Consider the following 24,682-nt stretch of genomic DNA (forward strand, 5'->3'; position numbering starts at 1 on the left):
GCCGTCGGGGGTCAGGACGCGCTGTCGGCGGCGGCCCGCCGCCGGCGGACGCGTTTGGACACGAACCACACCAGGAACCCCGCGACGGCGACGAGCACCACGTACTGCAGGGCGGCGCTGTACGGCTCGACAGCGTGCCAGTTGGCGCCCAGCAGGTATCCGGCGCCGATGAACACGGCGTTCCAGATCGCACTGCCCGACAGCGTGAGCATCGTGAAGAGCAAGAAGTTCATCCGCTCGGTGCCTGCGGGTATCGAGATGAAACTGCGGAACAGCGGGACCATCCTGCCGAAGAACACCGCTTTGGTGCCGTGGCGGGCGAACCACGCGGTCGTCTTGTCGATGTCCTCGACGTCGATGAGCGGGATCCGCGTGGCGAGCGCGCGCATGCGGTCGTGTCCGAGCCAGGCGCCGAGGGCGTAGAGGCACCACGCGCCCAGCACCGAGCCGACGGTGGTCCAGATGATGGCCTCGGTCAGCGACAGCCGGCCGAGTCGCGCGGCGAAACCCGCCAGTGGCAGGACCACTTCACTGGGCACGGGCGGGAAGAGGTTCTCGAGGAAGATCGCCAGGCCCGCACCCGGGCCCCCGATCCGCTCCATCAGGGTCACGGCCCAGCCGGCGATGCCACCGAGTTCAGCGGTGTCTGTTGGCAACGAGCAACCTTCCTGGGGGCGGACTTTCGGGGCTGGGATATGCGGACGCGTTCGTCACGACTGTCACCGCCAGCTCGGAAGCACGCCTCGACAGCGAGCGCCCGACACTGGACCCATGCTAGCAACCGGCCGGGAATCGCCGATTCAGCAAATATCGCGCCCGTTGCCTACGAGCGTCCGGGCAGGGGCTGATCGACGATCGGCACCCGCCGGTGCGATTGCCGCTCACCGCGTTTCGCGGCGGCGTACACCTCGGCCGTCTCGGCGGCCACGGTGCGCCAGTCGAAATCCGCGGTGAGCCGGTCCCGCGCCGCCTGTGCGCGGCGCTGGGCGGCGGGCGGGTCGTCGAGCACGGTGCGTACCGCGGCGGCGAGCGCGGGCACGTCGCGAGGCGGGAACGACACCCCGGTCTCACCGTCGATCACCGCTTCGCCCAGGCCGCCTGCGGTCGAGGTGACCAGCGGTGTGCCGGTGGCCGCCGCCTCCAGGGCGACGATGCCGAACGGCTCGTAGTGGCTGGGCAGCACGGCGGCGTCCGCGGTGTGCAGCATGGCCACCAGTTCGTCGTGGTCCAACCGTCCGACGAACGTGACGGCCCTGCGCACCTTGTGTTTTCGCGTCTGCTCGATGAGCCACTGCAGCTGGGTGCCGTCGCCGGCCACGGTCAGCGTGGTGCCGGGATGGGTGCGCCGGATCCGCGGTAGCGCCGCGATCGCGTCGTGCACGCCCTTCTCGTATTCGAGCCTGCCCAGGTAGAGCAACCGGGCCGGTCCCGAGCGGGTGTGCCTGCGGGCGTAGGGCCAGCGCTGCGCCTCGATCCCGTTGCGGATCACCCGGATCTCGCCGAGGCCGGGGCCGAACAGCGTCGAGATCTCCTCGCTCATCGACGCCGAACACGCGATGAGCGAATCGGATTCGCGCACCAGCCAGGATTCCACCGCGTGCACCTGCCGGCTGGTCGCGCCGGCCACCCAGCCGGCGTGCCGGCCGGCCTCGGTGGCATGGATCGTGGACACCAGTGGCACGTCGAAGAATCCGGCCAGCGCGACGGCCGGGTGCGCAACCAGCCAGTCGTGTGCGTGCACCACGTCGGGTCGCCACGGGCCGGCCCCGGCGGCCAGGGCCAGCCCGGCCCGGATCATCGCGTGCCCCATGGCCAGAGTCCAGGCCATCATGTCGGCGCCGAAGTCGAATTCGTGCGGATCCTCCGCGGCGGCCACCACCCGCACGCCCTCGCTGACCTCGTCGGTGGTCGGGTGGGTACTGGGGTCGGTCCGTGCGGGGCGCCGGCTGAGCACCACGACGTCGTGGCCGGCGGCGGCCAGCGCGGTCGCGAGGTGGTGGACGTGCCTGCCGAGGCCGCCGATCACCACCGGCGGGTACTCCCACGAAACGAGCAGGACCTTCACGGCGTCATCGGGGCAGGCGTCGGGCGTCCAGCGCGCCGAACAGGCCGTCGGCGCGGTTCCAGCCGTCGGCCAGGCGTTGCGCGTGCGCGCGCCGGCCCGCGGCCAGCGCGTCGGCGATCTCGCGGGTGGCGTGCGCGTGCAGATGCGCGCGGTAGCGGGCGTAGTCGGCCGCGGAGTCCTTGCTCACCATGAACGGCCAATCGCTGGAGACGGTGAGCAGCGTCTCGCGCAGGATCTGGTCGGCGATCGCGTCGCGCGGGGTGGGGGCGCCGAGCGCGGCGTGCTGGGTGAGCGCCTTGTCGACGGTGCTCAGCGCGGTGTCGACGACCTCGCTGTTGAGGGTGACGAGGTCGGCCACCTGGTCGCCGGCCCACACCTGCCAGTCCTTGCCCGAACCCCAAGAGCTGGGCGGCAATTGGACCGGAGCGCCGACGAAGTCGTCGGTGAGCGCATCGGTGAGCGTGCCGACGCGGACGCCGGCTTCGGGCAGCGCGCGCAGCACCCGCGCCAGCCACGTCGGCCCCTCGAACCACCAGTGGCCGAACAGTTCGGTGTCGAAGGCGGCCACCACGTGGGCGGGTCGGCCGATGCGCGCGCTCTCGTCGCGCAGCCGGCGGCGGACCATCGCGACGAAGTCGGCGACGTGGGCGTCGACCGCGGCATCGGCGCGTTGCGGGTCGTAGGGCGCCTTGTCCGAGGAGGGCACGTTGCGTCCGGTGACCCGCGCCGGCTTCAGCCCGGTCAGGTGGTCGTAGGTGTGGAAGTCCCGGTAGGCGGCGTGACCCGGGTAGCCGGACTTCGGTGACCACACCCGGTAGCTGACGGCCAGATCGCGTCCGAACGCCACCACGTCGGAGTCGCCGACCGGGCGGCCGAGCGCGGTGTCGCCGTGCAACGAGGGGCCGTCGACCATGAAATGCCCGACCCCGGCCGCGGCGTAGTCGGTCTCCAGCCCGGGCGCGTACGCGCATTCGGGTGCCCAGATGCCGCGCGGGGCGGCGCCGTAGCGCTGCCGGGCGTCGGCGAGGCCCTCGCGCAGCGCGAACTCCCGCAGCCGCGGGTGCAGCAGCGGCTGGAACGGGTGGGCCAGGGGGCCGCCGAGCAGCTCGACGGTGCCGGCGTCGACGAGCTCGCGCAGCAGCGGGCTGCCGCCGTGGCGCCACAGGGTGGCGAAGTCGTCGAGCGCCCGGTCGGCCTCGGCCTCCTCCCGCTGACCGAAGACCCGCAGCGCGGCCGGGGCGCACGCCGGGGTGGTGTCGGTGGAGGCGCGCAGGGTGGCCGCCTCGAGCGCGCGCAGCCGCCAGTTGGCCAGCCAGTGATGCATGCCGGCCAGGCAGTACGGATCGTCGAGCTGGGCGGTGACCACCGGCGTCATCCCGAGCGTCAGCAGGTGCCCGCGGCCCTCGGCGGCCAGTGTGCGCAGCATCCGCATCAGCGGTAGGTACGACGCCGACCACGACTGGTAGAGCCATTCCTCACCGACCGGCCAGCGGCCATGGTGGGCCAGCCACGGCAGATGCGTGTGCAGGACCAGCGTGAACAGACCCGGGACGGGGTCGCCCCCGGACGGCCGGTCGGTCACGGCCGGACCGCGATCGCGACCAGGTCGAGGCTGTCGTCGATGTCCCGGGTGTCGGTCAGCTCGAAGTCGTCGGTGGTCACGGCCGCCACGTCGGCGAGCAGGTCCGCCGGCCAAGGGGAGTCGGCCAGGGCACGCTCGATCTGTGCATCGATGAGCGATCCGCCGTGGCGGGCGTCGCGCGCGGCCAGGCCGGGGCCGTGGAACACCCCGAGCATCGCCTCGAGCCGGAAGCCGGCGTCGATGAGCAGTTCGGTGAGCTCGGCGGCGTTGAGTTCGCGGGTGTGGAACGGGTTGACCGGGGTGTCGAGGCCGGGGGAGAACGTGATGCGGTTGGGCGTCGACATCAGCAGCAGCCCGCCGGGCCGCAGCACCCGCAGGCACTCGGCGACGAATTGTGGCTGATCCCACAGATGTTCGATGACCTGGAAGTTCACGACCACGTCGACCGACGCGTCCGGCAGGGGCAGGGCCGCCAGATTGGCGTGCCGCACGTCGATGCGCGGGTAGCGGGCCCGGACGTGGGCGACGGTGGCCTCGTCGTAGTCGAGTGCGATCACCCGATGGGCGACATCGGCGATCAGGTCTGCGCCGTACCCCTCGCCGCAGCCGGCTTCCAGCACGTCGCGGCCGGTGCAGCGGTCGGCGAGGCGGGCGTAGACCACCTCGTGGCGGCGGAACCAGTAGTTCTCCTCCGCAAGTCCGGGCACGGTCCGCTCACCCGTCAGGGGGAGGTGGTCGTCGCTCTGCCCCCGGGGCCCGGTAACGAATGCGCTCATCGCAACGCAGGCTAACCCAGGCGACGCCGCGGTGGCCGATTCGCGAACAGTTCACTGTCCAGAAGGTGAAGCCGGGCGACAAACTTTGACCGGCTATGGTGATCCTGCGAACCGCCATTAGTTACCGACGGGTAACATGATGCCAGGTTCCACAAACGTGGTAACGGGCCGACCGACGGCCGGCCTCATCGAGGAGGACGAACCATCTCATGACGAACATCGTGGTCCTGATCAAACAGGTCCCTGACACCTGGTCGGAGCGCAAGCTGTCCGACGGCGACTGGACACTGGACCGGGAAGCCGCCGACGCCGTGCTGGATGAGATCAACGAGCGCGCGGTCGAAGAAGCGCTGCTGATCAAGGAGAAGGAAGCCGCCAACGGCGTCGAGGGCACCGTGACCGTGCTGACCGCCGGCCCGGAGCGCGCCACCGAGGCCATCCGCAAGGCGCTGTCCATGGGTGCCGACAAGGCCGTGCACCTGGTCGACGAGGGCATGCACGGGTCGGACATGGTGCAGACCGGCTGGGCGCTGGCCCGCGCGCTGGGCACCATCGAGGGCACCGAGCTGGTCATCGCCGGTAACGAGGCCACCGACGGTGCGGGCGGCGCGGTGCCGGCCATCATCGCCGAGTACCTGGGCCTGCCGCAGCTGACCCACATGCGCAAGGTCACCGTCGAGAACGGCAAGGTCACCGGTGAGCGCGAGACCGACGACGGCGTGTTCACCCTGGAGGCGCCGCTGCCCGCCGTGGTCAGCGTGAACGAGAAGATCAACGAGCCGCGCTTCCCGTCCTTCAAGGGCATCATGGCCGCCAAGAAGAAAGAGGTCACGACGCTGTCGCTGGCCGACATCGGCGTGGAGTCCGATGAGGTGGGCGTCGCCAACGCCGGCTCCAAGGTGCTGTCCTCGACCCCGAAGCCGCCGAAGACCGCGGGCGAGAAGGTCACCGACGAGGGTGAGGGCGGCAGCAAGGTCGCCGAGTACCTGGTGGCCCAGAAAATCATCTAAGACTCATCGAGACACGAAGGACCAGAGAAGAACATGGCTGAAGTACTCGTGCTCGTCGAGCACGCTGAAGGTGCGCTGAAGAAGGTCACGCTCGAACTGATCACCGCCGCCCGTGCGCTGGGTGAGCCGTCGGCCGTCGTGGTGGGCAAGCCCGGCACGGCCGAGCCGCTGGTGGACGGCCTCAAGTCGGCGGGCGCGGCGAAGATCTACGTCGCCGAGTCCGACGACGCGGAGAGCTTCCTGATCACCCCGCAGGTCGACGTGCTGGCCGCGCTGGCCGAGTCGAACTCCCCGGCCGGTGTGCTGCTGTCGGCCAACGCCGACGGCAAGGAGATCGCCGGACGCCTCGCCGCCCGGATCGGCTCCGGCGTGCTGACCGACGTCATCGACGTCAAGGAGGGCGGTAAGGCCGTCCACTCGATCTTCGGTGGCGCCTACACGGTCGAGGCCGAGGTCACCGGCGACACCCCGGTGATCACACTGCGTGCCGGTTCGGTCGAGGCCGAGCCCGCCGACGGTGCCGGTGAGGTCGTCAACGTCGAGGTGCCCGCCCAGGCCGAGAACGCCACCAAGATCACCAAGCGGGAGCCCGCGGTGGCCGGTGACCGGCCGGAGCTCACCGAGGCCACCGTCGTCGTCTCCGGCGGCCGTGGCGTCGGCAGCGCCGACAACTTCGGCATCGTCGAGGAACTCGCCGACGCGCTCGGCGGCGCGGTGGGCGCCTCGCGTGCCGCGGTGGACTCGGGCTACTACCCGGGCCAGTTCCAGGTCGGCCAGACCGGTAAGACGGTGTCGCCGCAGCTGTACATCGCGCTCGGGATCTCCGGCGCGATCCAGCACCGGGCCGGTATGCAGACGTCCAAGACGATCATTGCGGTGAACAAGGACGAAGAGGCGCCGATCTTCGAGATCTCCGACCTCGGCATCGTCGGTGACCTGTTCAAGGTCACCCCGCAGCTCACCGAGAAGGTCAAGGCGCGCAAGGGCTGACCCGCCCCGCCTGACGACTGACGCGAAACCCCGGCGCACCTGTGGCGCCGGGGTTTTGTGTACGGAAAACTGCACGGTAGCCATGACGACCGCATCCCTGCACCCTCCACTACCCGGCCGCGACCGCGAATGCGCGCACCTCGAACAGGTGGTCGCGGCCGCGCGCGCCGGTGAGAGCCGCGTGCTGGTGCTGCACGGCGAGGCCGGCATCGGCAAGACGGCGCTGCTGGGCCATCTCGAGCAGTGCGCACAAGACGTCACCGTGCTGCGCACCGCCGGCGTGGAAGCCGACATGGAACTCGCCTACGCGGGGCTGCAGCAGCTGTGCGCGCCGCTGCTCGGCCACCTCACCGCGGTCCCCGCACCGCAGGCCGACGCGCTGTCCATCGCCTTCGGGCTGAAGGCCGGTCCGGCGCCCGACCGGTTCCTCGTGGGACTGGCGGTGCTGGGAATGATGGCCGCCGCGGCGGCGGCACGGCCGCTGCTGTGCCTGGTCGACGACGCGCAGTGGGCGGACCGGGTGACCGTGCAGACGCTCAGCTTCGTCGCCCGGCGGCTGCTCGCCGAACCGGTCGCGCTGGTGTTCGCGACGCGCGAGATCCCCGCCGAACTGACCGGACTGCCCGAGCTGGCGGTGCGTGGGCTCGCCGATGCCGACGCCCGCCGCCTGCTCGACGCCGCGACACCCGGACGGCTCGACGCGCAGGTCCGTGACCGGATCGTCGCCGAAACCCACGGCAACCCGCTCGCGCTGCTGGAGCTGCCCCGCGACCTCAGCGCGTCCCAACTGGCCGGCGGCTACTACCGGCCCGACGCCGCACCGATGGCCGGGCAGCTCGAGAACCACTTCACCGGCCGGATCCGGGCACTGCCCGACGACGCCCGGCGGGTGCTGACGCTCGCTGCGGCCGAACCCCTGGGCGATACGACGCTGCTGATCCGCGCCGCCGGGCACCTGGGGCTGACACCCGGCGCGGCCACCGCGGCGCAGCGCGACGGGCTGCTCGACATCGACAGCCGGGTTCGCTTCCGCCACCCGTTGGTCCGGTCGGCCGCCTACCGGGCAGCCGATCCGGACATGCGCCGTGCCGCGCACCGCGCGCTGGCCGACGTCACCGATTCCACGTTGGACCCCGATCGCCGGGCGTGGCACCGCGCCCACGCGGCGTTCGGTCCCGACGAGTCGGTCGCCGCAGACCTGGAACGCTCCGCGGACCGGGCCGCCCAGCGCGGCGGATCCGCGGCTGCCGCAGCGTTTCTCACCCGTGCCGTGGAGCTCACCCCGGATCCGCGGACCCGCGGTCAGCGCGCGTTGTCCGCCGCCGAGGCGCTGTGCGCGTCGGCCGGACCCGACGGCGCCGAGCAGATGCTCACCGTCGCCGACGCGGCCCCGCTCGACGACCTCGGCCGAGCGCGCCTGGAACGCCTGCGGGCGCAGGTGACGTTCGCGCGCGGACGCGCGGGCGACCATGCGCCCACGCTGCTCGCGTCGGTCACCCGCCTGACCGACATCGCGCACCGGCTCGACGCCCTGGACTCAGGACTGGCCGCCGAGACGCACCTCGACGCGCTCAGCGCGGCGATGTACGTCGGCCGCCTGGGCGACCCGGATCTGTTGCGGCGCATCGCCGAAGCCGCCCGGGCGGCGTCCCGGCGCACGGGGGTTCCGCGGCCGGTCGATCTGGTGGTCGACGCGTTGGCCACCCGCATTCTCGACGGCTGCGCCGCCGCGAGTGGTGCGATGCGGGCCGCGGTGGACGCCCTGGGGCCGCAGAACTGGCTGTGGCAGGCCTACCCCCTGGCGCACGAGGTGCTGGCCAACGAGCTGTGGGACGCCGAGGCCGGACGCCGGCTGGCCGACACCGCGGTCCGGCTGGCCACCGAATCGGGGTCCCTGGCCGTACTGCCCAAGGCGCTGGTGTCCCGCGCGGGAGCCCACGTGTTGGCCGGTGAACTGACTGCGGCCCGTTCGCTGCTCGCCAAGGCCGACGAACTCTCGGTCGCCGCGGGTCACGGCCCGGTGCGCTACCACCAGCTCACCATGGCCGGCTGGATCGGCGAGGAGGCGCAGGCCACGCCGGTCATCGAGGCGGCGCTGCGTGACGGCGCCGACCGTGGCGAGGGGCGCATCCTGGGCCTCGCCGGCTACGCCACCGCCGTCCTGCACAACGGGCTGGGTCGGTATCAGGTCGCGCTGGCGGCCGCCCGCACGGCGTGCGAGTTCGAGGATTTGAGCCTGTACACCCGCACGCTGATCGAATTGGTGGAGGCCGCCGTCCGGGCGGGCGAACCGGATGCGGCCGCGGCCGCGTTCGAGCAGGTCAATGCGCGGCTGCGACCTGCGGGCGCCGACTGGGCACTCGGCGTGCTGGCGCGGGTGCAGGCGATGGTGACCGTGGGCGCGGCGGCCGAGCGGTACTACCGGGAGGCGGTCGACCGGCTGGGGCGCACCCCGATCGCCATCGACCACGCCCGGGCGCGGCTGCTCTACGGCGAATGGCTGCGCCGGGAGAACCGCCGCAGCGACGCACGAACCGAACTGCGCTCCGCACACGAGGATTTCGTGGTGATCGGGGCCAAGGCGTTCGCCGACCGGGCGCGACGCGAGCTGCTGGCCACCGGGGAGAAGGCCGCCAAACGCCCGACCCGCTCCGGCGACGCGCTGACCCCGCAGGAACAGCAGATCGCCGAACTGGCCGGCGCGGGGCTGACCAATCCCGAGATCGGCGCGCAGCTGTTCATCAGCGCGCACACCGTCGAATGGCATCTGCGCAAGGTTTTCGCCAAGTTGGGCATCCGGTCACGTCGCGAATTGCGCGACGCCCCGTGGCGGTAGGCGGACTACGGACTTTCCGGGGTTCGGCCACGGACCGTGACGGCCAGAGTGGGAGACATGGCCGACCACATCCTCGAACCGGCAGCCCGGGACTTCGCCACTTCGAGGTCCACGCCGCCGTTCCTCGACGAGCTCGGGCCGGCCGGCGCCCGCAAGGTGCTCGACGACGTCCAGGCGCAGCCGGTGCCGATGCCCGACGTCACCGACACCTGGGTGACGGTCCCCTGCGATCACGGCGACGTCCGGGTGCGGATCGTCACCCCACGCGGCGCGCAGGCGCCGCTGCCCGTGGTGCTCTACATCCACGGCGGTGGATGGGTGCTCGGCAACGCCGCCACCCATGACCGGCTGGTCCGCGAACTGGCCGTCGGAGCCGGCGCCGCGGTGGCGTTCGTCGAGTACGACCGCTCACCGGAGGCGCAGTACCCGGTGGCCATCGAGCAGGCCTATGCGGCCGCCCGGTGGATCACCCGCCACGGCGCCGACCACGGCCTCGACGCGTCACGCCTGGCCGTGGCCGGCGACTCGGTGGGCGGCAACATGACCGCCGCGGTGACGATCCTGGCCAAGCGGCGCAGTGACGTGTCGTTTCTCCACCAGTCGATGTACTACCCGGTCACCGACGCCGGCCAGGACACCGGCAGCTACCGCGAATTCGCCGACGGGCCGTTCCTGACGGCCAGGGCGATGGCGTGGTTCTGGGACTGCTACCTGCCCGAGGTGGCGGTGCGCGCGGAGAGCACGGCCTCACCGTTGCGCGCCGCGGCCGACGAACTGGCTGGCCTGCCACCGGCATTGGTGATCGTCGACGAGAACGACGTGCTGCGCGACGAAGGCGAGGCCTACGCCCGCGCGCTCACCGCCGCCGGGGTCCGCACGACCAGCGTGCGATTCAACGGCATCCTGCACGACTTCATGATGCTCAACCCGGTCCGCGAGACCGCCGCGGCGAGTGCGGCGATCGACCTGGCCAACCTCACATTACGAAAGGTGTTCGGACATGACTGATTCACGCAAGATCGCGGTCGTCGGTGCCACCGGCCAGATCGGCACCCAGGTGGTCGATCTGCTCCGCGGCGGTGGCCACGAGGTCGTCGCGGTATCGCGCTCCTCGGGTGCGGACGTGTTGACCGGCGACGGACTGCAGGAGGCGCTGGCCGGCGCCCAGGTGCTCGTGGACGTGACGAATTCGCCGTCGTTCGAGGACGGTCCGGTGCTGGACTTCTTCAGCCGGTCATCGGCGAACCTGGTCTCCGCGGCGCGCGAGGCCGGCGTCGGTCACCTCGTCGTGCTGTCGATCGTCGGTGCGGACGCGCTGCCCGAGAGCGGCTACATGCGGGCCAAGGTGGTGCAGGAGAAGACGGTGATCGAGTCCGGGTTGCCGTACACGATCGTGCGGGCCACCCAGTTCCACGAATTCGCCGAGATGATCACCGGCTCGCTGATCGTCGACGGGCAGGTGCACGCCCCCGACGCGCGGATCCAGCCGATCGCCGCGGCCGCCGTGGCGGTCGAGATGGCCCGTGCGGCGACCGCGGCCCCCGTCGATGGTGTGGTGAACATCGGTGGGCCGGAGAAGATGTCGTTCGCCGACATGGCGCGCGCGGTGCTCGCCGCCCAGGGTGCGGACACCGCCGTCGTGATCGATCCGTCGGCCACCTACTTCGGCACCCCGGTCGACGACCACAGCCTGGTCACCGGCGACGGCGCCACGATCGTCGGCGCCACCTTCACCGATTGGCTGGCCACCCGATGAACGATCCCGCCGACCTGATGAGCGCTCTGACGGTGATCCAGAGCGTCACGCCGCCGTTCATCCCCACCGACGCCGAGGTGATGACCGCGGTCATCACCTGGCCTCCGGGTAGCCCGGGTGCGCCGCCGCACCGCCACCCCGGCGGGCCCGCGTTCGGCTACGTCCTGGAGGGCGAGATGCTCTTCGAGCTCGAAGGCGAAGCGCCGCGGGTGATCTCGGCAGGCGAGGCGTTCTGGGAGCCGGGCGGTGACGTCATCCACTACTCGGACGCCAACCACCGCGACGATGTCGCGCTGCGGTTCGTGGTCACCATGCTGTGCCGGCCGGGCCAGCCGATGCTGGTGCCGGTCGACGAGGAGGAGCTCGAGGCGCGCAAGGACCGCCGGGTGCCGCGGTCATGAGCGAATTCGACGAGGTGGTGCTGGCGCGACGGTCGTCGCGGATGTTCCTCCCCGACAAGCCGGTGCCGCAGGAACTGCTCGACGAGGCCCTGTCGATCGCGATGCGGGCGCCGTCGAACTCCAACACCCAACCCTGGCACGTCTACCTCGTCACCGGTGAGCGGCGGGCGCGACTGGCCGACGCGCTGCTCGACGCGGTCGACACGTCGCCCCCGACGGTGGCGTCGGCCGGTCTGCCACCCAGATTCGCCGCGCGGCGGGCCGAGAGCGGCGCCCTGCTCTACGGCGCGATGGGCATCGCGCGGGACGACGCCGCCGGACGCTGGGTGGCCCAGCGGCGCAACTGGGCGTTCTTCGGCGCCCCGGTCGCCGGGGTGGTGTGCATGCACCGCGACTTCGGGGCGGTGGACGCGATGGGCGTCGGAATGTTCCTGCAGACCTTCCTGCTCGCCCTCACCGAACGCGGGATCGGCAGCTGCGTGCAGGTCGCGATCGCGCTGTACCCGCAGGTGCTGCGCGCGCAGTTGGACATACCCGAGGAACTGACCGTGCTGTGCGGGATGTCGATCGGGTACGCCGACCCGGGATTCGCGGCCAACAGCCTGGTCACCCCGCGCAACCCGGTCGCCGAGAACGTCGAGTTCGTGGGCTCCTGAGTCGCTCCGGCGGGCAACTCGTCACCCAGCGTGCACGAACACGTCACGTGGTGATTGCCGTCACGCCGGACGGTTCAGCGACCGTGCTGGCTATGAGCACTGCCTCTGTACTCATCGCCGCAGATCAACCGGCAACGGCGGACATCCCCCGCTACAGCCTGCTGTTGTCCACCGACCCCGGGCTCATCGAGGCCGCGCAGCGGCTCCGTCACGACGTGTTCACCTCCGAGCCGGGATTCGCACTGGCCGGCGCGCTCGACGGGCGTGACGCCGACCGGTTCGACGAGTACTGCGACCACCTGCTGGTCCGCGAGGAGCGGACCGGCGAACTGGTCGGCTGCTACCGGATGCTGCCGCCGCCGGGCGCGATCGCCGCGGGCGGCCTGTACACGGCCACCGAGTTCGACGTCCGCGCGCTCGACCCGCTGCGGCCGTCGCTGGTGGAGATGGGCCGGGCGGTGGTGCGTGAGGACCACCGCAACGGCGGCGTGGTGCTGCTGATGTGGGCGGGCATCCTGGCCTACCTGGACCGCTGCGGCTACGACTACGTGACCGGCTGCGTCTCGGTGCCGGTGCACGGCACGCCGGGGGAGGCCCCGGGCAGCCAGATCCGCGGTGTGCGCGACTTCGTCAACCGGCGCCACGCCGCCCCGGCGTGCTACACCGTGCGCCCGTACCGGCCCGTGACCGTGGACGGCAGAGGACTCGACGACATCGCACCGCCGGCCCGGGTGGCGGTGCCTCCGCTGATGCGCGGCTACCTGCGCCTCGGCGCCCAGGTGTGCGGTGAGCCCGCGCACGACCCGGACTTCGGCGTCGGCGACTTCCCGGCGCTGCTGGACAAACGCCGGGCCGACGTCCGCTACCTACGCCGGCTGCGGTCGGTGTCGGCGGCCGGCGACATGGCGAATGGGCTGGGATCGTGACCATCGCCACCGAACACGCCTGGCTGCAACGGGCCACCTGCGACGAAAGCTGCGTGCACGCCGGCGCCGACCGGCCCGGCCGACGGTGGGGGGTGAGGGTGCGCACCACCGTGCGCGTGACCTGCGCCCTACTGCTCTTCGCGTTCGTGTGGCTGCTTGCGCTGCCGATGCCCGGCCGCTCCCACCTGCAGCGCGGCTACTGCCGGTTGATGCTGCGCTGCTTCGGCGTGCGGATGTCGATCTCGGGCGGGCCGATCCGCAACCTGCGCGGGGTGCTCGTGGTCAGCGGGCACGTCTCGTGGCTGGACATCTTCGCGATCGGCGCGGTCCTGCCCGGGTCGTTCGTCGCGCGGGCCGATCTCGTCGACTGGCCCGCGCTCGGACCGATCGTGCGCCTCATGAAGGTCATCCCGATCGACCGGTCCAGCCTGCACCGGCTGCCGGCGGTGGTGCACGCGGTGGCCACCCGGCTGCGCGGCGGCCACACCGTCGTCGCGTTCCCCGAGGGCACCACCTGGTGCGGCCTCGGCTACGGCCGGTTCCGCCCGGCCATGTTCCAGGCCGCGATCGACGCGGGCCGGCCGGTGCAGCCGCTGCGGCTGCACTACCGGCACCGCGACGGGCGGAAGTCGACGGTGCCCGCCTTCGTCGGCGACGATTCGCTGCTGGCCTCGGTGCAGCGCGTGATCACCGCCCGCCGCACCGTCTGCCACATCAACGTGGAGTCGCTGCAGCTGCCCGGCGACGACCGTCGTGACCTGGCCGCACGCTGTGAGGCCGCGGTGCGTGGCGCCGCCCCGGCACCCGCGGACGCGCACGCGCTGGTCGCCTGACCGGGCCATCCGGGGGCCGCTGTTCCGACGGCTATCCTGGACGGGCCATGACCTCGCCGAAGTCGGTCTACCTGGATCACGCCGCCACGACCCCGATGCACCCCGCTGCCATCGAGGCGATGACGGCTGTGCTGGCGACGGTGGGCAACGCCTCGTCACTGCACGGCGCGGGCCGGGTGGCGCGCCGCCGCATGGAGGAGGCGCGCGAGACGCTGGCCCAGCTGCTCGGTGCGCGGCCGTCCGAGGTGATCTTCTGCGCCGGCGGCACCGAAAGCGACAACCTGGCCGTCAAGGGCATCTTCTGGGCGCGGCGCGACGCCGAACCGCAGCGGCGCCGGATCGTCACCACCCCCATCGAGCACCACGCCGTGCTCGACGCGGTGGAATGGCTGGTCGCGCACGAAGGCGCGGAGGTGACGTGGCTGCCGGTCGAGCCGGACGGATCGGTGACGCCCGCCGCGCTGCGCGAGGTGCTGCGCTCCCACGACGATGTCGCGCTGGTGTCGGTGATGTGGGCGAACAACGAGGTCGGCACCATCTCGCCGATCGCCGAACTGGCCGCGGTGGCCGCCGAGTTCGCGGTGCCGATGCACAGCGACGCGGTGCAGGCCGTCGGCGCGGTCCCGGTCGATTTCGCGGCCAGCGGGCTGTCGGCGATGAGTGTGGCCGCGCACAAGTTCGGCGGTCCCATCGGGGTCGGCGCGCTGCTGCTGCGCCGCGATGTGGCGTGTGTGCCGCTGCTGCACGGCGGCGGGCAGGAGCGCGACGTGCGTTCGGGCACACCGTATGTCGCCGGTGCGGTGGCGATGGCCGCCGCGGCGCGGATCGCCGTCGACGGACTGGAAGCCCACAGTGTCCGGGTGTCGGCGCTGCGCGACCGGCTGGTCGACGGGGTGCTGTCGACGATCGACGACGCCTACCTCAACGGGGCGCCCGGGGCCGGGCGGCTTCCGGGCAACGCGCACTTCACGTTCCGCGGGTGTGAGGGCGATTCGCTACTGATGCTGCTGGACGCCAGGGGCATCGAGTGCTCGACCGGGTCGGCGTGTACGGCCGGGGTCGCGCAGCCGTCGCACGTGCTGATCGCGATGGGCGCCGATCCGGCGAGCGCGCGCGGATCGCTGCGACTGTCACTGGGGCACACCAGCACCGACGCCGACGTCGACGCGGTGCTCGAGGTGTTGCCCGCCGCGGTGGACCGGGCCCGGCAGGCCGCACTGGCCGCCTCGGGGGCGGTGGAGTAGATGCGCGTCCTGGTCGCGATGAGCGGCGGCGTCGACTCCTCGGTCGCCGCCGCCCGCATGGTCGACGCCGGACACGACGTCGTGGGCGTGCATCTCGCGCTGTCGGCGGCGCCGGGCACGCTGCGGACCGGGTCACGGGGCTGCTGCTCCAAGGAGGACGCCGGCGATGCCCGTCGCGTCGCCGATGTGCTCGACATCCCGTTCTACGTCTGGGATTTCGCCGACCGGTTCAAAGAGGATGTGATCGACGACTTCGTCGCGTCCTACGCGCGTGGCGAGACGCCGAACCCGTGTGTGCGGTGCAACGAAAAGATCAAGTTCTCCGCGCTGGCCGGGCGGGCGCTGGCGCTGGGCTTCGACGCGCTGGCGACGGGTCACTACGCGCGGCTGGCCGACGGCCGGCTGCGCCGCGCGGTCGATGCGGACAAGGACCAGTCGTACGTGCTCGGGGTGCTGACGGCCGAGCAGCTGCGGCATGCGGTGTTCCCGGTCGGCGACACGCCTAAGGCGCAGATCCGCGAGGAGGCCGCCCGGCGCGGGCTGGCCGTCGCGGACAAGCCCGACAGCCACGACATCTGCTTCATCCCGTCGGGGGACACCCGGGCGTTCCTGGGCGCGCGGATCGGCGTGCGGCCCGGCGCGGTGGTCGACGCGGGCGGGACGAAACTCGCCGAACACCAGGGCGTGCACGGTTTCACGATCGGTCAGCGCAAGGGGCTCGGCATCGCCGGACCGGGGCCGGACGGTCAGCCGCGGTATGTCACCGGCATCGACGCCGGGACCGGCACGGTCCGCGTCGGCGGCGTCGACGATCTCGACGTGTGGCGGTTGCGCGGTGAGCGGCCGGTGTTCACCGCCGGTGCGCCGTTCGCGGGTCCGGTGGAGTGCCAGGTGCAGGTGCGCGCCCACGGCGGGCTGGCCGACGGCGTCGCCTCGTTCGACGACGGCGTGTTGTCGGTGGACCTGCGCGGGCCGCTGCGCGGGGTGGCGTCGGGACAGACCATGGTGATCTACCGGCCCGCCCCCGAGGGGGACGAGGTGCTGGCCAGCGCGACGATCAGCGGGGCGGACGGACGCTAGGTAGGTGCGGGCTCAGCCCGGCACCTTGGCCAGGATGTTCGTCATCACGATGCCCGGCACCGATTCCGAGAACGCGCAGAACGTCACCTCGACCAGCACCGCCGACTTGAGCCGGTAGTCGCGGCCGCAGGCGCCCGGCCGCGTCGAGAGCGCGTCGGGGGTCGCGGTCCAGTCACCGACGTAGGCCGGCCCGTAACCGGTGGCGTCGCAGCCGCCGACCCGTGCCACCAGCGCGTCGAACGCCCGCTGAGCGGTCGGCCCGTCGCGGTATCCGGCCGCGCCCTGCGAGATCAGGCCACCGTCAGGCGGGTTCTGGAAGGTCGTCTTGTGAAACTCCTCGACCTCGTCGCCGAAGGTCTGCGTCTCGGCGAACAGCCATCCACACTCATCGGGCACGCTGTCCATCAGCGGTTCGATGTCGACCGGGATCTTGCCGTCCATGGTCGGGATGATCGTGAGATCCTCACCCGCGCCGGTGATGGCCTGCATCTGCGTGGTGTCGAGCATCAGCATGTCGACGTCGACGGGCGAGCGGGAGTCCTCGTCGAGACCGGGCACCGGCCGCACCGCCGTGCCATGGACCACCGACACGCACCCGGTCGCGAGCACCGCCGCGCCACAGGCCAGCAGCGCCCGCACGGTCATGGCCGTCCCCTTCCCGACGCCGAGAGTAGCCGCGTCGCATAGGGTGAAACGAGTGAATGTCTACGCCGCCGCGACCGGCATCGGGTCTTGGCCGGGAGCGACGCCGCGCCAGGCCGCCGAGATCGTGGTCGGTGAACTGCACGCGCTGCCGCACCTGGTCGAGCTGCCGTCGCGCGGCGTGGGCGCCGACATGATCGGTCGCGCCGCCGCCCTGCTGGTCGACATCGGCATCGACACCGTCCCCCGCGGCTACCGCATCGCCGCCGGACGCAGCGCCGCCGCACGCAGAGCCGTCAGCCTGCTCGACGAGGACGTCGACGCGCTCGAGGAGGCGTGGGAGAAGGCCGGTCTGCGCGGATCCGGCCGCACGGTCAAGGTGCAGGCACCCGGCCCCGTCACGCTGGCCGCCGAGCTCGAACTGTCCGGGGGACACCGCGCGATCACCGACCGCGGCGCGCTGCGCGATCTGGCGGCCTCACTCGCCGAGGGCATGGCGGTGCACCGTGCCGAGGTGTCCCGCCGGCTCGAGACCCCGGTGGTCGTGCAGTTCGACGAGCCGCTGCTGCCCGCGGCGCTGGCCGGCCGGCTCACCGGCGTCACCAGCCTCACGCCCGTGCACCCCGTCGACGAGGCGGTCGCCACGCAGCTGCTCGACGAGTGCGTCGACCGGGTCGGCGGTGAGGTCGCGCTGCACTGCTGTGCGGTCGGGGTGCCGTGGAAGGTGCTGCAGCGCAGCAGTGTTCACGCGGTCGCCGTGGACGTCACGACCCTGGCCGCCGAGGATCTCGACGGCATCGGCGAGTTCGTCGACTCCCGACGCACCGTGCTGCTCGGGGTGGTGCCCGGCGCGCCGCCGGCGGCTCGGCCGTCGGTGGAGCAGGTCGCGGGCGCCGCGGTGTCGCTGACCGACCGGCTCGGCTTCGCGCGGGCGGTGCTGCGCGAGCGCATCGGCGTGACCCCCGCCTGCGGTTTGGCCACGGCGACGCCGGAGTGGGCGCGCACCGCGATCGAACTCGCGCAGAAGACGGCCGACGCGTTCGCCGACGACCCCGACGCGATCTGACACGCCGCCTCATTGAGGCTGCACACAGTCTCAGCGAGCACTTCCTGCCATGCGCCGGTCAATCACTGCCAGCGGGATGAACCGCGCTGACCTGCGGGTTGTGCAGGTCAGACCGGCCAGGAACTCCTCCCGACCGAACGGATACGAAGAGGCAGTGACATGAACAAGTTCGGATTCGCCACCATCATCGCCGGCGCCGCCACCGCAGCCTTCCTGGGCCTGGCCGCCCCCGCGCAGGCCGCCCCCGCCGGGCCCGGCAACGCCGCCGACACCATCAGCTCGCTGGACGACCGCGGCTACGAGGTCCGCGTCACCCAGCAGGGCATGACCAAGCCGCTCGACGAGTCCAGCATCGTGTCGGTGCGCTACGACAACGACGACCGCGTCGTCTACGTCACCACCCGCTGACCCACGACATACCGAAGGGCGCCCCACGAATGGGGCGCCCTTCGTCTTGCGCGCCGAGACTGCGCTGTGATCACGAAAGCGGCGAGATTCGCGATTTCACAGCGGTCTCGGCGACAAAGTCGAAACAAAACCTCAGCGACGCAGATCTTTTCGCAGGATCTTGCCCGACGCCGACTTCGGGATCGCGTCGATGAACTCGACCTTGCGCACCTTCTTGTACGGCGCCACCTGCCCGGCGACGAACTCCATCACCTCGGCCTCGCTCAGGGCGGCGTCGGGCTGGCGCACCACGAACGCCTTGGGGATCTCTTCGCCGGATTCGGTGTCCACCACGCCCACCACCGCCGCGTCGGCGATCGCATCGTGGGACAGCAGCACCGCCTCGAGCTCGGCGGGCGGCACCTGGTAGCCCTTGTACTTGATCAGCTCCTTGAGCCGGTCGACGATGTACACGCAGCCGCTGGCGTCCACGCGGGCCAGGTCGCCGGTGTGCAGCCAGCCGTCGTCGTCGATGGTCTCGCGCGTGGCCTTGTCGTTGTTGAGGTAGCCCGCCATCACGTTGGGGCCGCGGAACCACAGCTCGCCGGTATCGCTCAAACCCTCTGCGGGCAGGTCGATCTCGGCCCCGGTCTCCGGGTCGGTGAGGCGGCTCTGCGAGTTCGGCACCGTCCAGCCGCTCGACGCCAGCGGAGCCACCGTGCCCACCAGCTCCTGCCCGCCGTCGAACGGCGTCACATGGCTGACCGGGCTGAGCTCACTCATGCCGTAACCCTGCACCACCGCGCAGCCCAACCGCTTGGCCACCGCGTGGCCCAGATCCTCGTCCAGCGGCGCCGCGCCGCTCATGATGCCCGTCAGCGAGGACAGGTCGTACTCGTCGACCAGCGGGTGCTTGGCCAGCGCGACGGCGACCGGCGGCGCGATGAACGCATACGTGCAGCGGTAGTTCGCGAGGTTGGCCAGGAACTCGGTCAGGTCGAAGCTCGGCATGATGACCAGCGCCGCCCGCGCGTGCAGTGCCGCATTGAGCAGCACCGTCATCCCGTAGATGTGGAAGAACGGCAGCACCGCCAGGATCCGGTCGTCGGGTTGCATACCCTGCACCGGCCGGATCTGCGCGACGTTGGCCGTCAGGTTGCGGTGGGTGAGCATGACGCCCTTGGGGTTTCCGGTCGTCCCGGAGCTGTAGGGCAGCACCGCGAGGTGGGACGCCGGGTCGAAGCTGACGTCCGGCGCGGGCAGCGCGGGCCCGAGCAGGTCGGCGGCGTTGGGGTGGCCGTCGGCCGCGGCGCCGGGCCCGTCGAGCACCACCAGCCGGTCATCGGCCAGCCCGACGGCGGCGGCCTCGGCAGCCGACGGCAGCAACGGCGTCACCGTCACCAGCATCGCGGCCTGCGAGTCGGTCAGTTGCTTGGCGACGTCCTTCGCGGTGAACAGCGCGTTGATCGTGGTGGCGGTCGCACCGGCGCGCAGGATGCCGTGGAACGCGATGGCGAATGCGGAGCTGTTCGGCGCGAGCAGGCCCACGACGTCACCGACACCGATCCCGCGGTCGGCGAGGGCGCCGGCGAACGCGTCGATGCGGGCGAGCATGTCGCCGTAGGTGGTCTGGTCACCGGTCTTGGCGTCGATGAGGGCCACCCGCTGGGCGTCGGCCTCGGTGAGGCCGGCGAACAGGTAGTCGTAGACGCTGGTCGTCGGGATCTGGACGGCGGGGTACGGGCTGGCGAAACTCATGGTCCCTGAATCGAACCATGGCCGACGGTCCGCGTGGGTCAGACTTCGTCGAGACGCGCGACGAACCTGGCCGGCGCCACCAACCGGTACGACGCGTCGAGCAGTTCCCGCACCTCGCTCCAGTCGACGTCGGCCACGGTGAAGTCGAGGCCCAGCCACCCCGAGGGGCCCAGGTAGGCGGGAGTGAAGAAGCGCCCGTCCTGCTGCAATGCGGCGCGGTCGGATTCGTCGACCTTCACCACCACGCAGTGCGGCACGGTCACCATCGTGCCGGTCGCTTTGGTGCTGCCGCCGTACATCGCGAACATCTTCGACACGAAGAATCCGGGCCGGCCGTGCGAGACCTTCTCGTATGCCTCGGGGAAGCCGAGCGCGATCTCGCGCAGCCGGGCCAGCCCCGGATCGTCGTCGCGGAACATGATCGGATGCGGCACACGGTCAGGCTAGACCGATGCCGACGTGCTGTCGGTGCCCTTCGATAGCCTGCGTAGGTGAGCTCGAAAGACGCCGAGGCGGCGCTGACGCAGCAGGCTGACGAGGCGACGGCGCCCGATGTCCGCCGCGCGTGGCAGGAGCTGGCCGACGAGGTGCGCGAGCATCAGTTCCGCTACTACGTGCGGGACGCGCCGATCATCACCGATGCGGAGTTCGACGCGCTGCTGCGCCGGCTGCAGGCCCTCGAGGACGCCCATCCCGAGCTGCGCACCCCCGATTCGCCGACCCAGCTGGTCGGCGGCGCCGGCTTCGCCACCGACTTCACCCCCGCCGAGCACCTCGAGCGGATGCTCAGCCTGGACAACGTGTTCGACCCCGAGGAACTCGCCGCCTGGGCGGGCCGCCTCAAGGGGGAGATCGGGGACGCCGCGCACTACCTGTGCGAGCTCAAGATCGACGGCGTGGCGCTGGCCCTGGTGTACCGCGACGGCCGGCTGGAACGCGCCGCCACCCGCGGCGACGGGCGCACCGGGGAGGACGTCACGCTCAACGCCCGCACCATCGAGGACATCCCCGAGCGGCTCACCGCCTCCGATGAGTTCCCGGTGCCCACCGTGCTCGAGGTGCGCGGCGAGGTGTTCTTCCGCGTCGCCGACTTCGAGGAGCTCAACGCCGGGCTGGTCGCCGAGGGCAAGGCGCCGTTCGCCAACCCGCGCAACAGTGCGGCCGGGTCGCTGCGGCAGAAGAACCCGGCGGTCACCGCGCGGCGTCGGCTGCGGATGATCTGCCACGGGTTGGGCCGCATCGACAGTCCCGGCGGGTTCCCCTTCACGAGCCTGCACGACGCGTACCGCGCGCTGCAGGCGTGGGGGCTGCCGGTCTCGGCGCACACCGCCCGGGTGCAGGGCCTCGACGCGGTGACGGAACGGATCGCCTACTGGGGCGAGCACCGCCACGACGTCGAACACGAGATCGACGGGCTGGTGGTCAAGGTCGACGAGGTCGCCCTGCAGCGCCGGCTGGGCTCCACGTCGCGGGCGCCGCGCTGGGCGGTGGCGTACAAGTACCCGCCCGAGGAGGCCCAGACCAAGCTGCTCGACATCCGGGTCAACGTCGGACGCACCGGCCGCGTCACCCCGTTCGCCTACATGGAGCCGGTGAAGGTGGCGGGTTCGACGGTCGGCCTGGCCACGCTGCACAACGCCTCGGAGGTCAAACGCAAGGGCGTGCTGATCGGCGACACGGTGGTGATCCGCAAGGCCGGCGACGTGATCCCCGAGGTGCTCGGCCCGGTGGTCGATCTGCGCGACGGCTCCGAGCGGGAGTTCGTGATGCCGACGCACTGCCCGGAGTGCGGCACCGAACTGGCCCCGGCCAAGGAGGGCGACGCCGACATCCGCTGCCCCAATTCGCGCACCTGCCCGGCGCAGTTGCGGGAGCGGGTGTTCCACGTCGCAGGCCGCGGCGCGTTCGACATCGAGGGGCTCGGCTACGAGGCGGGAATCGCGCTGCTCAAGGCGAAGGTGATCACCGACGAGGGTGACCTGTTCACGCTCACCGAGGACGATCTGCTGCGCACCGACCTGTTCACCACCCAGAAGGGCGCGGTCTCGGCCAACGGCAGGCGGCTGCTGGCCAACCTCGGCAGGGCCAAGGCGCAGCCGCTGTGGCGGGTCCTGGTGGCGTTGTCCATCCGCCACGTCGGGCCGACGGCGGCGCGGGCGCTGGCCACCGAGTTCGGCAGCCTCGACGCGATCATCGAGGCGTCGGAGGAACAGTTGGCCGCCGTGGAGGGCGTCGGACCGACGATCGCCGCCGCGGTCAAGGAGTGGTTCACCGTCGACTGGCACTGCGCGATCGTCGAGAAGTGGCGCGACGCCGGGGTGCGGATGGCCGACGAACGCGACGCCAGCATCGCCCGCACCCTGGAGGGGCTGTCGATCGTGGTCACCGGATCGCTGACCGGGTTCTCCCGCGACGAGGCCAAGGAGGCGATCATCGCCCGCGGCGGCAAGGCCGCGGGCTCGGTGTCGAAGAAGACCGCCTACGTGGTGGCCGGCGACTCGCCGGGGTCGAAGTACGACAAGGCGATCGATCTCGGGGTGCCGGTCCTCGACGAGGACGGCTTCCGCGAACTGCTGACCAACGGTCCGCGGGCGTCCGAGGACGCGGAGCACGAAGCCGGCGACGCGCAGCGGGACGGCTAGCGGTAGCCCCGGCGGATGTCCTCGACGATGCGCGGGTGTTCCAGCGTCGACGGTTCCAGCGGACGACGGGCGACGTCGGCGGAGAACACGGTCGCCGCGTCGAGCACCTGCTGATTCAGGAATCGCAACGGCGCAACGTTTTCCGGCATCATGGGGGTCGGCGGGTCCGCGCCGCGCCGGGCCAGCGCGAAACCCCAGTCGCCGAACGTCGGCACGTGCACGTGGTAGGGCGTCACCGCGAACCCGGCCGACTCGATGGTGGTGACGGTGCGCCAGAACGCCGTCGGCGTCGAGAACGGGCTACCGGCCTGCACCACCATCAGGCCGTCGGGGGTCAGCACCCGCGAGACCAGCGCGTAGAACTCCGTTGAGTACAACCGGCCCAACGCCGGGTTGTCGGGGTCGGGCAGGTCGACGATCACCGCCTCGAAGTCCTGATGCGCGGTCCGCAGCCAGGTCATCGCATCGTCGATCACCACGCTCACCCGGGGGTCGTCGAGTGCACCGTCGTTCGCCGCGCGCAGGGTGGTGCGGGCCAGGTCGACCACCGCGGCGTCCAGTTCGACCTGAGTGATGGACTGAACCCGGTTGTCGCGCAGCACTTCCCGGGCCGCCAGTCCGTCGCCGCCGCCGAGGATCAGTACGGACCGGGCGTGCGCGCCGAGTGCGGGGTAGACCAGGCTCTCGGTGTAGCGGAACTCGTCGCGGGTGGAGAACTGCAGCCCGCCGTCGAGGTACAGCCGCATGTCGTCGCCGCGGCGGGTCACCACGATCTCCTGGTACGGCGACCGGTCGAACGCGACGATCGGGTCGGTGTAGAGCCGCTGGCGGGTCGTCGTCTCGATCCCGTCGGCGCGGACCAGCAGCGTGATCAACACCGCCAGCGCGGCCGTCAGCACGCCGAGCGCGACCGCGAGCTGCCGGCGGGAGATGATGTGGCGCAACAGGAACACCGCGACCACGGCGGCCGCGGCGAGGTTGATGATGCCGGTGGCGGCGGCACCGCGGATCATGCCCAGCTGGGGGAGCAGCAGGAACGGCCAGACCAGCCCGCCGATCAGCGCGCCCAGATAGTCGGCGGCGTTGAGGTTGGCCAGCACCCGCCCGCTGTCGGTGGCGCCCGCGGTGCGGCCGCGTTGCAGCAGCGTCATCAGCAGCGGCACCTCGGCCCCCACCAGGCAGCCGATCACCGCGGTGGCGATCACCAGAACCCACGTCGAGCCGCCGATGAACGCGAACGCGACGTACAGCGCGACCGCGGACAGACCGCCGATCACCCCGAGCAGGGTCTCGACCGCGATGAACGTGATCGCGGCATGGCCGAGGAGCGGTTTGACCAGCAGGGCGCCCACACCGAGGGCGGCGACGTAGCCGGCGACGATCAGCGACGTCGCCACGATGCCGCCGCCGTGCAGGCTGGTCGACAGCGTCAACAGGGCCAGCTCGTAGACCAGCCCGCACGCCGCGCAGGCCGCGACCGCGGCCAGCAGCAGCGCCCGCCAACGCGTGGTCGAGCGGGTCGCCGGGGAAGCGGCGGTGACGGTCATGACAGCGCGGCGGCGTTCACCCCTCCCACCGCGAGCAGCACGACGGCCGTGGCGATCGCCGACGGGTGCAGCCGTTCGGCCTCGATCAGGTCGCGGAACCGGCCGGGCACGGCCGCCTCGAGCACCACCAGCGCCACGCCCTGCAACAGCACCCCGACGATGCCGTACACGAGGGCGTCGAGCAGCCCCTGCCCGAGCTCGGCGGAGCTGGCGACGATCGCGGTGACCACCACGATGGCCAGTGCGGCGTACATGCCCGAGGCGACGGCGACGGCGTTGGGCCGGTACTCGACGAACACCATCCGGCGCAGGTTGCCGGGCGTGAGGACGTCGACCAGCACGAAACCGGCGACCAGCACCACGGCGCCGACGAGGAAGTACAGCAGCGCGGCGACCACGTTCTGGGCCAGGCTCTCACCGCTGATGGTGCCGAACTCGACGGCCAGGTTCATCGGATTCTCCTTCGTGGTGGGTGTCATGGCGAG

General features: G+C 71.6%; 23 protein-coding genes. 14 read left to right on the top strand and 9 right to left on the bottom strand.

The window, feature by feature from the left end:
- Window positions 1-11 precede the first annotated feature (11 nt).
- The 4 genes from E4P42_RS05230 to E4P42_RS05245 all read right to left on the bottom strand — a co-directional run bounded on the left by E4P42_RS05230 (window position 12) and on the right by E4P42_RS05245 (window position 4,423).
- Window positions 12-602 carry a DedA family protein gene (locus E4P42_RS05230; protein ID WP_135123933.1) on the bottom strand — a complete coding sequence of 197 codons (591 nt, stop codon included), beginning with the start codon at window positions 600-602 and terminating at the stop codon, window positions 12-14.
- A 221-nt stretch (window positions 603-823) separates the two neighbouring features.
- On the bottom strand, window positions 824-2,065 hold the full coding sequence (locus E4P42_RS05235) for a glycosyltransferase family 4 protein (RefSeq protein WP_135123739.1): 1,242 nt from the start codon (window positions 2,063-2,065) through the stop codon (window positions 824-826).
- Window positions 2,066-2,069: 4 nt separating this feature from the next.
- On the bottom strand, window positions 2,070-3,647 hold the full coding sequence (locus E4P42_RS05240) for a glycoside hydrolase family 57 protein (RefSeq protein ID WP_135123741.1): 1,578 nt from the start codon (window positions 3,645-3,647) through the stop codon (window positions 2,070-2,072).
- Complete coding sequence (locus E4P42_RS05245) at window positions 3,644-4,423, bottom strand: bifunctional 2-polyprenyl-6-hydroxyphenol methylase/3-demethylubiquinol 3-O-methyltransferase UbiG (RefSeq protein WP_135123743.1); 780 nt, start codon at window positions 4,421-4,423, stop codon at window positions 3,644-3,646. The genes E4P42_RS05240 and E4P42_RS05245 overlap by 4 nt, the downstream gene beginning before the upstream one ends.
- A gap of 209 nt (window positions 4,424-4,632) precedes the next feature.
- Here E4P42_RS05245 and E4P42_RS05250 point away from each other — a divergent pair, with 209 nt between their 5' ends.
- From E4P42_RS05250 to mnmA, 11 genes are all read left to right on the top strand, one after another.
- Window positions 4,633-5,433, top strand: a complete 801-nt coding sequence (locus tag E4P42_RS05250; RefSeq protein ID WP_135123745.1) for an electron transfer flavoprotein subunit beta/FixA family protein — start codon at window positions 4,633-4,635, stop codon at window positions 5,431-5,433.
- A gap of 33 nt (window positions 5,434-5,466) precedes the next feature.
- The gene (locus E4P42_RS05255; RefSeq protein ID WP_135123747.1) at window positions 5,467-6,423 is read left to right on the top strand and encodes an electron transfer flavoprotein subunit alpha/FixB family protein; all 957 of its coding nucleotides are present in this window, start codon (window positions 5,467-5,469) and stop codon (window positions 6,421-6,423) included.
- An 82-nt stretch (window positions 6,424-6,505) separates the two neighbouring features.
- Entirely contained in the window at window positions 6,506-9,259 is a 2,754-nt protein-coding gene (locus E4P42_RS05260; RefSeq protein ID WP_135123749.1) for a LuxR family transcriptional regulator, read from the top strand.
- Between the two features lie 57 nt (window positions 9,260-9,316).
- Window positions 9,317-10,267, top strand: coding sequence for an alpha/beta hydrolase (locus tag E4P42_RS05265; protein ID WP_135123751.1), 951 nt, complete (start codon window positions 9,317-9,319; stop codon window positions 10,265-10,267).
- On the top strand, window positions 10,260-11,015 hold the full coding sequence (locus E4P42_RS05270; protein WP_135123753.1) for an SDR family oxidoreductase: 756 nt from the start codon (window positions 10,260-10,262) through the stop codon (window positions 11,013-11,015). Before E4P42_RS05265 ends, E4P42_RS05270 begins: the two co-directional genes overlap by 8 nt.
- Window positions 11,012-11,416 (top strand): cupin domain-containing protein, encoded by a 405-nt coding sequence (locus tag E4P42_RS05275; RefSeq protein WP_135123755.1) that lies wholly within the window; start codon window positions 11,012-11,014, stop codon window positions 11,414-11,416. Before E4P42_RS05270 ends, E4P42_RS05275 begins: the two co-directional genes overlap by 4 nt.
- Window positions 11,413-12,072: a nitroreductase gene (locus tag E4P42_RS05280; RefSeq protein ID WP_135123757.1), complete on the top strand. Its 660-nt coding sequence runs from the start codon at window positions 11,413-11,415 to the stop codon at window positions 12,070-12,072. Before E4P42_RS05275 ends, E4P42_RS05280 begins: the two co-directional genes overlap by 4 nt.
- Window positions 12,073-12,164: 92 nt before the next feature.
- Window positions 12,165-12,998, top strand: coding sequence for a GNAT family N-acetyltransferase (locus E4P42_RS05285; protein WP_135123759.1), 834 nt, complete (start codon window positions 12,165-12,167; stop codon window positions 12,996-12,998).
- Window positions 12,995-13,831: a 1-acyl-sn-glycerol-3-phosphate acyltransferase gene (locus tag E4P42_RS05290; protein ID WP_135123761.1), complete on the top strand. Its 837-nt coding sequence runs from the start codon at window positions 12,995-12,997 to the stop codon at window positions 13,829-13,831. The genes E4P42_RS05285 and E4P42_RS05290 overlap by 4 nt, the downstream gene beginning before the upstream one ends.
- A gap of 47 nt (window positions 13,832-13,878) precedes the next feature.
- A complete protein-coding gene (locus E4P42_RS05295) occupies window positions 13,879-15,075 on the top strand; it encodes a cysteine desulfurase family protein (protein ID WP_135123763.1) in 1,197 nt (398 codons plus the stop codon).
- Entirely contained in the window at window positions 15,076-16,155 is a 1,080-nt protein-coding gene (gene mnmA / locus E4P42_RS05300; protein ID WP_135123765.1) for a tRNA 2-thiouridine(34) synthase MnmA, read from the top strand.
- Window positions 16,156-16,167: 12 nt separating this feature from the next.
- Here the strand turns inward: mnmA and E4P42_RS05305 are convergent, their stop codons facing one another.
- Entirely contained in the window at window positions 16,168-16,800 is a 633-nt protein-coding gene (locus E4P42_RS05305; protein WP_135123768.1) for a sensor domain-containing protein, read from the bottom strand.
- 52 nt (window positions 16,801-16,852) lie between these two features.
- On the opposite strand from E4P42_RS05305, the gene E4P42_RS05310 reads away from it, so the two are divergent.
- Both E4P42_RS05310 and E4P42_RS05315 read left to right on the top strand, forming a co-directional pair.
- Complete coding sequence (locus E4P42_RS05310; protein ID WP_135123770.1) at window positions 16,853-17,863, top strand: methionine synthase; 1,011 nt, start codon at window positions 16,853-16,855, stop codon at window positions 17,861-17,863.
- A gap of 159 nt (window positions 17,864-18,022) precedes the next feature.
- Entirely contained in the window at window positions 18,023-18,271 is a 249-nt protein-coding gene (locus E4P42_RS05315) for a hypothetical protein (protein WP_135123772.1), read from the top strand.
- A gap of 132 nt (window positions 18,272-18,403) precedes the next feature.
- On the opposite strand, the gene E4P42_RS05320 is transcribed toward E4P42_RS05315, so the two are convergent.
- Window positions 18,404-20,008 carry a 4-coumarate--CoA ligase family protein gene (locus E4P42_RS05320; protein ID WP_135123774.1) on the bottom strand — a complete coding sequence of 535 codons (1,605 nt, stop codon included), beginning with the start codon at window positions 20,006-20,008 and terminating at the stop codon, window positions 18,404-18,406.
- 38 nt (window positions 20,009-20,046) lie between these two features.
- Window positions 20,047-20,442 (bottom strand): MmcQ/YjbR family DNA-binding protein, encoded by a 396-nt coding sequence (locus E4P42_RS05325; RefSeq protein ID WP_209305698.1) that lies wholly within the window; start codon window positions 20,440-20,442, stop codon window positions 20,047-20,049.
- A gap of 84 nt (window positions 20,443-20,526) precedes the next feature.
- Between E4P42_RS05325 and ligA the strand changes: the two genes are divergently transcribed.
- Window positions 20,527-22,650, top strand: a complete 2,124-nt coding sequence (gene ligA / locus E4P42_RS05330; RefSeq protein WP_371286986.1) for an NAD-dependent DNA ligase LigA — start codon at window positions 20,527-20,529, stop codon at window positions 22,648-22,650.
- On the opposite strand, the gene E4P42_RS05335 is transcribed toward ligA, so the two are convergent.
- Both E4P42_RS05335 and E4P42_RS05340 read right to left on the bottom strand, forming a co-directional pair.
- Complete coding sequence (locus E4P42_RS05335) at window positions 22,647-24,197, bottom strand: polyamine aminopropyltransferase (protein WP_135123778.1); 1,551 nt, start codon at window positions 24,195-24,197, stop codon at window positions 22,647-22,649. The two genes, ligA and E4P42_RS05335, sit on opposite strands and share 4 nt — an antisense overlap.
- Window positions 24,194-24,649 carry a DUF350 domain-containing protein gene (locus E4P42_RS05340; RefSeq protein WP_135123937.1) on the bottom strand — a complete coding sequence of 152 codons (456 nt, stop codon included), beginning with the start codon at window positions 24,647-24,649 and terminating at the stop codon, window positions 24,194-24,196. The genes E4P42_RS05335 and E4P42_RS05340 overlap by 4 nt, the downstream gene beginning before the upstream one ends.
- Between the last annotated feature and the right edge of the window lie 33 nt (window positions 24,650-24,682).

This window comes from Mycobacterium sp. PS03-16 (genome assembly GCF_004570325.1).
Lineage (GTDB): Bacteria > Actinomycetota > Actinomycetes > Mycobacteriales > Mycobacteriaceae > Mycobacterium.

What these genes read in the sequence shown, in the direction of transcription:
- E4P42_RS05315 (WP_135123772.1), top strand. Translation starts at nt 18,023, where the DNA reads ATGAACAAGTTCGGATTCGCCACCATCATCGCCGGCGCCGCCACCGCA.
- E4P42_RS05320 (WP_135123774.1), bottom strand. Translation starts at nt 20,008, where the DNA reads ATGAGTTTCGCCAGCCCGTACCCCGCCGTCCAGATCCCGACGACCAGC.
- E4P42_RS05285 (WP_135123759.1), top strand. Translation starts at nt 12,165, where the DNA reads ATGAGCACTGCCTCTGTACTCATCGCCGCAGATCAACCGGCAACGGCG.
- E4P42_RS05335 (WP_135123778.1), bottom strand. Translation starts at nt 24,197, where the DNA reads ATGACCGTCACCGCCGCTTCCCCGGCGACCCGCTCGACCACGCGTTGG.
- E4P42_RS05305 (WP_135123768.1), bottom strand. Translation starts at nt 16,800, where the DNA reads ATGACCGTGCGGGCGCTGCTGGCCTGTGGCGCGGCGGTGCTCGCGACC.
- E4P42_RS05340 (WP_135123937.1), bottom strand. Translation starts at nt 24,649, where the DNA reads ATGAACCTGGCCGTCGAGTTCGGCACCATCAGCGGTGAGAGCCTGGCC.
- E4P42_RS05255 (WP_135123747.1), top strand. Translation starts at nt 5,467, where the DNA reads ATGGCTGAAGTACTCGTGCTCGTCGAGCACGCTGAAGGTGCGCTGAAG.
- E4P42_RS05260 (WP_135123749.1), top strand. Translation starts at nt 6,506, where the DNA reads ATGACGACCGCATCCCTGCACCCTCCACTACCCGGCCGCGACCGCGAA.
- E4P42_RS05280 (WP_135123757.1), top strand. Translation starts at nt 11,413, where the DNA reads ATGAGCGAATTCGACGAGGTGGTGCTGGCGCGACGGTCGTCGCGGATG.
- E4P42_RS05230 (WP_135123933.1), bottom strand. Translation starts at nt 602, where the DNA reads ATGGAGCGGATCGGGGGCCCGGGTGCGGGCCTGGCGATCTTCCTCGAG.
- E4P42_RS05275 (WP_135123755.1), top strand. Translation starts at nt 11,012, where the DNA reads ATGAACGATCCCGCCGACCTGATGAGCGCTCTGACGGTGATCCAGAGC.
- E4P42_RS05270 (WP_135123753.1), top strand. Translation starts at nt 10,260, where the DNA reads ATGACTGATTCACGCAAGATCGCGGTCGTCGGTGCCACCGGCCAGATC.
- E4P42_RS05295 (WP_135123763.1), top strand. Translation starts at nt 13,879, where the DNA reads ATGACCTCGCCGAAGTCGGTCTACCTGGATCACGCCGCCACGACCCCG.
- E4P42_RS05265 (WP_135123751.1), top strand. Translation starts at nt 9,317, where the DNA reads ATGGCCGACCACATCCTCGAACCGGCAGCCCGGGACTTCGCCACTTCG.
- mnmA (WP_135123765.1), top strand. Translation starts at nt 15,076, where the DNA reads ATGCGCGTCCTGGTCGCGATGAGCGGCGGCGTCGACTCCTCGGTCGCC.
- E4P42_RS05245 (WP_135123743.1), bottom strand. Translation starts at nt 4,423, where the DNA reads ATGAGCGCATTCGTTACCGGGCCCCGGGGGCAGAGCGACGACCACCTC.
- E4P42_RS05250 (WP_135123745.1), top strand. Translation starts at nt 4,633, where the DNA reads ATGACGAACATCGTGGTCCTGATCAAACAGGTCCCTGACACCTGGTCG.